The sequence below is a fragment of the Microbacterium sp. genome (assembly GCF_049661145.1).
Taxonomy (GTDB): domain Bacteria; phylum Actinomycetota; class Actinomycetes; order Actinomycetales; family Microbacteriaceae; genus Microbacterium.
The window spans coordinates 1-5,526 of record NZ_JBASZT010000383.1 but is presented as its reverse complement, the minus strand read 5'-3'; the positions used below and the strand labels follow the sequence as shown (position 1 = coordinate 5,526).

The 5,526-nt window shown below is 69.1% G+C and carries 4 protein-coding genes and 1 pseudogene; 3 read left to right on the top strand and 2 right to left on the bottom strand.

The window, feature by feature from the left end:
- Window positions 1–217 (top strand): annotated as a pseudogene (locus WBP48_RS15805) ((d)CMP kinase); the annotation flags it as partial.
- Window positions 210–1,766 (top strand): ribosome biogenesis GTPase Der, encoded by a 1,557-nt coding sequence (gene der / locus WBP48_RS15800; protein ID WP_424441711.1) that lies wholly within the window; start codon window positions 210–212, stop codon window positions 1,764–1,766. The pseudogene WBP48_RS15805 and the gene der, both read left to right, overlap by 8 nt.
- A 42-nt stretch (window positions 1,767–1,808) precedes the next feature.
- On the opposite strand, the gene WBP48_RS15795 is transcribed toward der, so the two are convergent.
- Together WBP48_RS15795 and WBP48_RS15790 are read right to left on the bottom strand one after the other, a co-directional pair.
- Window positions 1,809–2,543 carry an anaerobic ribonucleoside-triphosphate reductase activating protein gene (locus WBP48_RS15795; protein WP_424441710.1) on the bottom strand — a complete coding sequence of 245 codons (735 nt, stop codon included), beginning with the start codon at window positions 2,541–2,543 and terminating at the stop codon, window positions 1,809–1,811.
- Window positions 2,513–4,396, bottom strand: coding sequence for a ribonucleoside triphosphate reductase (locus WBP48_RS15790; RefSeq protein WP_424441709.1), 1,884 nt, complete (start codon window positions 4,394–4,396; stop codon window positions 2,513–2,515). Before WBP48_RS15790 ends, WBP48_RS15795 begins: the two co-directional genes overlap by 31 nt.
- Window positions 4,397–4,738: 342 nt before the next feature.
- Here WBP48_RS15790 and WBP48_RS15785 point away from each other — a divergent pair.
- Window positions 4,739–5,526 (top strand): NUDIX domain-containing protein (locus WBP48_RS15785; protein WP_424441708.1); only part of this gene is annotated, 788 nt, incomplete at its 3' end.

Below are 5,526 nucleotides of genomic sequence, written 5' to 3'. Positions count from 1 at the left end.
CCGCAGCGCCGAGCTGACCACGCAGGACGCCGCGGCCGTCGCCGATGCGCTGCACCGGCGGGATGCCGCGGACAGCACGGTCGTCGACTTCCTCACCGCCGCCGACGGTGTGACGGTGGTCGATTCGACCGATCTCGACTTCGCACAGACCGTGGCCGCCGTTCTCGATGTCGTGTTTGCGGCCCGCCGCGAGATCCAGGAGAAAGCGCATGGCTGATTTGGGCTCTCGCACCGGCGACGAGTTCGCTGATGAGTACGACGGTGGGGCCGGTCCCGATCACCTGCGCGATGCCCTTGCGAACCTCGACGAAGAACTCGCCGACCAGCGCGCCGCAGCCCTGCGTGCCTCCCTGTCGGACTACGAGCTCGACGACGAAGACGACGAGCTGCTCGCCGGCTTCACCGCCGGTGGCGAAGTCGTGCAGACGCTTCCCGCCCTGCCGGTCGTGGCGATCGTGGGTCGCCCGAACGTCGGCAAGTCGGCGCTCGTGAACCGCATCCTGGGTCGTCGTGAAGCCGTCGTGGAGGATACACCCGGGGTCACCCGCGACCGCGTGACGTACAAGGCGGAGTGGCTGGACCGCGCGTTCACGCTCGTCGACACCGGCGGCTGGGAGCCCGATGCCCGCGGCATCGACCGTTCCGTTGCAGCGCAGGCCGAGGTCGCGATCGACCTGTCCGACGTCGTCTTGTTCGTCGTCGACGCGATGGTCGGCGCGACGGCGACCGACGAGGCCGTCGTGCGACTGCTGCGCGGAACCCGGAAGCCGGTTTTCCTCGTTGCCAACAAGATCGATGACGCCCGGCAGGAGCCCGAGGCAGCGGCGCTGTGGAACCTGGGCCTCGGCGAGCCGCACCCCGTCTCGGCGATCCACGGCCGGGGCGTGGCGGACCTGCTCGACGAGGTCATGAAGGCGCTTCCCGAGGTCTCGGCGGTCGCGAAGGCAGAACTCGGCGGACCGCGTCGCGTCGCGATCCTGGGGCGGCCGAACGTCGGCAAGTCCTCGCTGCTGAACAAGGCGGCCGGTGAGGAACGCGTCGTCGTGAACGAGCTGGCGGGCACGACGCGCGATCCCGTCGACGAGATCGTGGAGCTCGGCGGTAAGCTCTGGCGGTTCGTCGACACCGCCGGCATCCGTCGCCGTGTGCACCTGCAGCAGGGCGCCGACTTCTACGCGTCGCTGCGGACGTCGGCGGCGCTCGAGAAGGCGGAGGTCGCCGTCGTCGTGCTGGATGTGTCGCAGTCGATCAGCGTGCAGGACCTCAATATCATCGACCTCGTGCTGGAGTCGGGCCGTGCGCTCGTGCTGGCGTTCAACAAGTGGGACCGCCTGAACGACCCCGACCTCGAGAACGCCGATCGGCGCCGGTATCTGGAGCGCGAGATCGAGCAGGATCTCGCGCACGTGCAGTGGGCGCCGCGGGTGAACATCTCCGCGCGCACCGGGCGACACCTCGACAAGCTCGTGCCGGCGCTCGAGACGGCGCTGGCCTCGTGGGACCAGCGGATCTCGACCGGCAAGTTCAACGCGTTCCTCGCCGAACTCGTCGCCGAGCACCCGCATCCGCTGCGTGGTGGCAAACAGCCCCGCATCCTCTTCGGAACGCAGGCGGCCTCCCGGCCGCCGACGTTCGTGCTGTTCACGACCGGATTCCTCGACCCCGGGTACCGCCGGTTCATCCAGCGCCGCCTGCGCGAGGTCTTCGGCTTCGAGGGCACCCCGATCATCACGAACATGCGCGTCCGCGAACGCCGCCACCGCTGACCGGGCACCCCACCGGTGATCGAGTGGCGGCGCGGAGCGCCGTCAGCGGACGACGAGACTCGCGAAGCGCTCGACCGGCAGGTCGTCGAGTCGCAGCGGCGGCGCGTCGGTGACGTCGACGCGGGGGAGCGGATGCCGCGTTCCGGTCTCCCGGAACCGCTGCACCGCCCAACACTCCACGCCCGCGTCGGCCAGTCGGCATCCGAGCTCGCGCAGTCGCGCGTCGTCGATCGCCGCCGGATGCACCGTCGTGCGCACCTCGAAGTCCAGCGGCCGGTCGGTGTCGGCGCGCAGCAGCTGGTTGCCGAGGACGAGCTCGAGCGAACGCCAGGCCCCCGCGCCGCTGGGCGCGCGACCGGTGACCTGCGCGTAGTCGGGCGGCAGTGCCTTGATGTCGAGGCCCACCCAGTCCACGTGCGGCAACGCTTGCGCGAGCAGGCCGGGATAGGCGCCCGCCGTGTGCAGGCCGACGAGAAAGCCGAGATCGCGCACCTCGCGCATCGCCGGGATCAGCGCGCGCTGCATCGTCGGCTCGCCGCCGGAGAACACCACCGCGTCCAGCAAGCCGATCCGGTCGCACAGCAGGTCCATGACGTCGCCCCACGTCACTTCGCCGTCCGCGCGCGGATCGATGAGCGCCGGGTTGTGGCAGTAGAAGCAGTTCCACGGGCAGCCCTGCAGGAACAGCGTCGCTGTCATCATGTCCGGCCAGTCGACGGTGGAGAACGGGGTCATCCCCGCGATGTTCAGCTCACTGGCTGCAGCGGTGCGGACCACGACTCCTCCTGGGATGCGGGCTGCGCGGGCAGGCTGTCCGGCGCGACGAAGTACGTCCGCTCCTGAGCTTCCCCCTTCTTACCGATGTTGAAGCTCGCGATCGGCCGGAAGTAACCCATGACCCGCGTCCACACTTCGCACACGGCGCCGCAGTCGGGGCAGTTCTCGTGCTCGCCGGAGCGGTAGCCGTGCTGCGGGCAGATCGAGAACGTCGGCGTGATCGTCAGGTACGGCAGGCGGAACCGTTCCAGCGACCGCCGCACGAGGTCGCGGCAGGCGGATGCCGACGGCATCGCCTCACCGAGATACAGGTGCTGCACCGTGCCGCCGGTGTACTTCTGCTGCAGCGGCTCCTGCATCGTCATCGCGAGGAACGGGTCTGAGGTGTACCCCACCGGCAGCTGCGACGAGTTCGTGTAGTAGGGGTTGGCGTAGGTGCCGGCGTGGCGGATGCCGTCGGCATCCGCGAACGACGACGAAAACCGCGCGATGTCCTCTTTCGCGAAGCGGTACGTGGCGCCCTCGGCGGGGCTGGCTTCGAGGTTGTACATGTGGCCGGTCTGCTGCTGGTACTCCACCATCCGCGCGCGCACGTGGTCGAGCAGGCGCACCGCGAGGGCGGCCCCAGCATCCGTCGTGATGTCCTCCGCGTCGCGGGTGAGGTTGCGGACGTACTCATTGAGGCCGTTGACGCCGATCGTGGAGAAGTGGTTGTCAAGGGTGCCGAGGTAGCGGAGCGTGTAGGGGAAGAGGCCGCCGTTCAGGTGCTGCGAGATGACGGCGCGCTTGGCCTCGAGGCTGTCGCGCGCGATCTCGAGCAGCGCGTCCAGGCGTGCGATGGCGGCATCCTCGTCGCCGGAGTGGACGAAGCCGAGGCGGGCGCAGTTGATCGTGACGACGCCGATCGAGCCGGTCTGCTCGGCCGATCCGAACAGACCGTTGCCGCGCTTGAGGAGCTCCGTCAGGTCGAGCTGCAGGCGGCAGCACATCGAGCGGATCATGTGCGGGTCGAGGTCGGAGTTCACGAAGTTCTGGAAGTACGGCAGGCCGTACTTGGCGGTCATCGCGAACAGCGCCTCGACATTCTCGCCGTCCCAGTCGAAGTCGCGCGTGATGTTGTAGGTCGGGATCGGGAAGGTGAAGGCGCGGCCGTCGGCGTCGCCTTCGGTCATGACCTCGATGAACGCCCGGTTGATCATCGCCATCTCGGGGGCGAGCTCACCGTAGGTGAACGGCTGCACCTGGTAGCCGACAAGCGGATGCTGATCGCGCAGGTCGTCGGGGCAGACCCAGTCGAAGGTCAGGTTGGTGAACGGCGTCTGCGTGCCCCAGCGGGAGGGGACGTTGAGGTTGAAGACGAACTCCTGCATCGCCTGGCGGACGTCGTCGAGGTTGAGCCGGTCGAGGCGGACGTACGGGGCGAGGTAGGTGTCGAAGGAGCTGAACGCCTGCGCGCCGGCCCACTCGTTCTGCAGGGTGCCGAGGAAGTTGACGAGCTGGCCAAGGGCGCTGGAGAAGTGCTTGGGCGGGGTGGAGGCGATCTTGCCGGCGACGCCGTTGAAGCCCTGTTCGAGGACCATGCGCAGCGACCAGCCCGCGCAGTAGCCGGCGAACACGTCGAGGTCGTGGATGTGTAGGTCGCCGTCGCGGTGGGCGGCGCCCGCCGCGGGAGCGTAGACCTCGTCGAGCCAGTAGTTGGCGATGAGCTTGCCCGCGGAGTTGAGGATCATGCCGCCCAGGGAGTAGCCCTGGTTGGCGTTCGCGTTGATGCGCCAATCGGAGCGGGCGAGGTATTCGTCGATCGTGTGGGCGACGGCGACGGTGCGTGCGGAGGTCTCGGCGGTGGCTCTCATGACGGGGTCCTCTCTCGGGGGTGTTCTGAGTTGCGGCGGTTTCGGTGGTCTGACCACAATATGTGGGGTTTCTGGTGGATTTCAGACCCATATGTGGCGTGTCGCGAATATGGTCTGACCACAGGAGCCGTCAATATTCGGCCGGCCCGTTTTCGCCCCGCCCGTTGAGCGGGGCCCGGAGGGCCGAGTCGAAACGTCGCAACCGGTCTCAGGCTCAGGGGCGCCATTCTGCGGGTTGTGGGGCCCGGCACCCGCACTTTGACGCCTCCGAACCCGAGGGCCAGAAGGCGTGGGCTTACAAGGTGGCGACTGCGGGCGCGGGTCGTGTGCCAGGGTGGAAGGGTGACGATCGTCCCGCCTGCCCCCGGTGAGCCGCGTCGCCCGCAGGGGCCGCGCGATCCGGGTGATGCCTGGGTGGTGACCGATGACGGCACGCGGTACTGGGGTCGGTTCGGGGCGGCGGGGCTGCTCGCCCTCGACCCGGAGCGCGGGGTGCTGTTGCAGCATCGCGTGTCATGGAGTCACTTCGGCGACACGTGGGGCCTGCCCGGCGGTGCGCGGCATGAAGGTGAGTCGGCGTGCGATGCCGCATTGCGGGAATCGGCCGAGGAGGCGGGGGTCCCGGCATCCGCCGTTCGCCCGCGTCTGATCAGCGTGTTCGACATCGGCGTGTGGAGTTACTCGACGCTCGTCGGCGACGTCGTGACGGCGTTCGAGCCGGTCATCAGCGATCCGGAGAGCCGGGAGCTGGCGTGGGTGCCGGTGGATGCCGTGGAGTCGTACCCGCTGCATCCGGGTTTCGCGGCGTCGTGGCCGATGCTGCGGTCGCTGCTGTCGGTGCACCCCGCGATAGTCGTCGACGTGGCCAATGTCGTCGGCTCGGTGCCCGACGGCTGGTGGAAGGATCGCGCCGGCGCCGCGGCGCGGCTGCTCGACGGGCTCGCCGCCTTTGCGGACGGCGGAGTGGATGCCGCGGAGTTGGGTCTCGCGGCCGACACATGGTTCCCAGAGGTTGTCGCGGTATTGGAGGGCCAGGCGCGCGCCGCCGCGGACGTCGCCGGGGTGACGGTCGTGCGCGCGACGGGCGAGGGAGACGACACGATCGTCGGCGAGGCTGGGCGGCTCGTGGC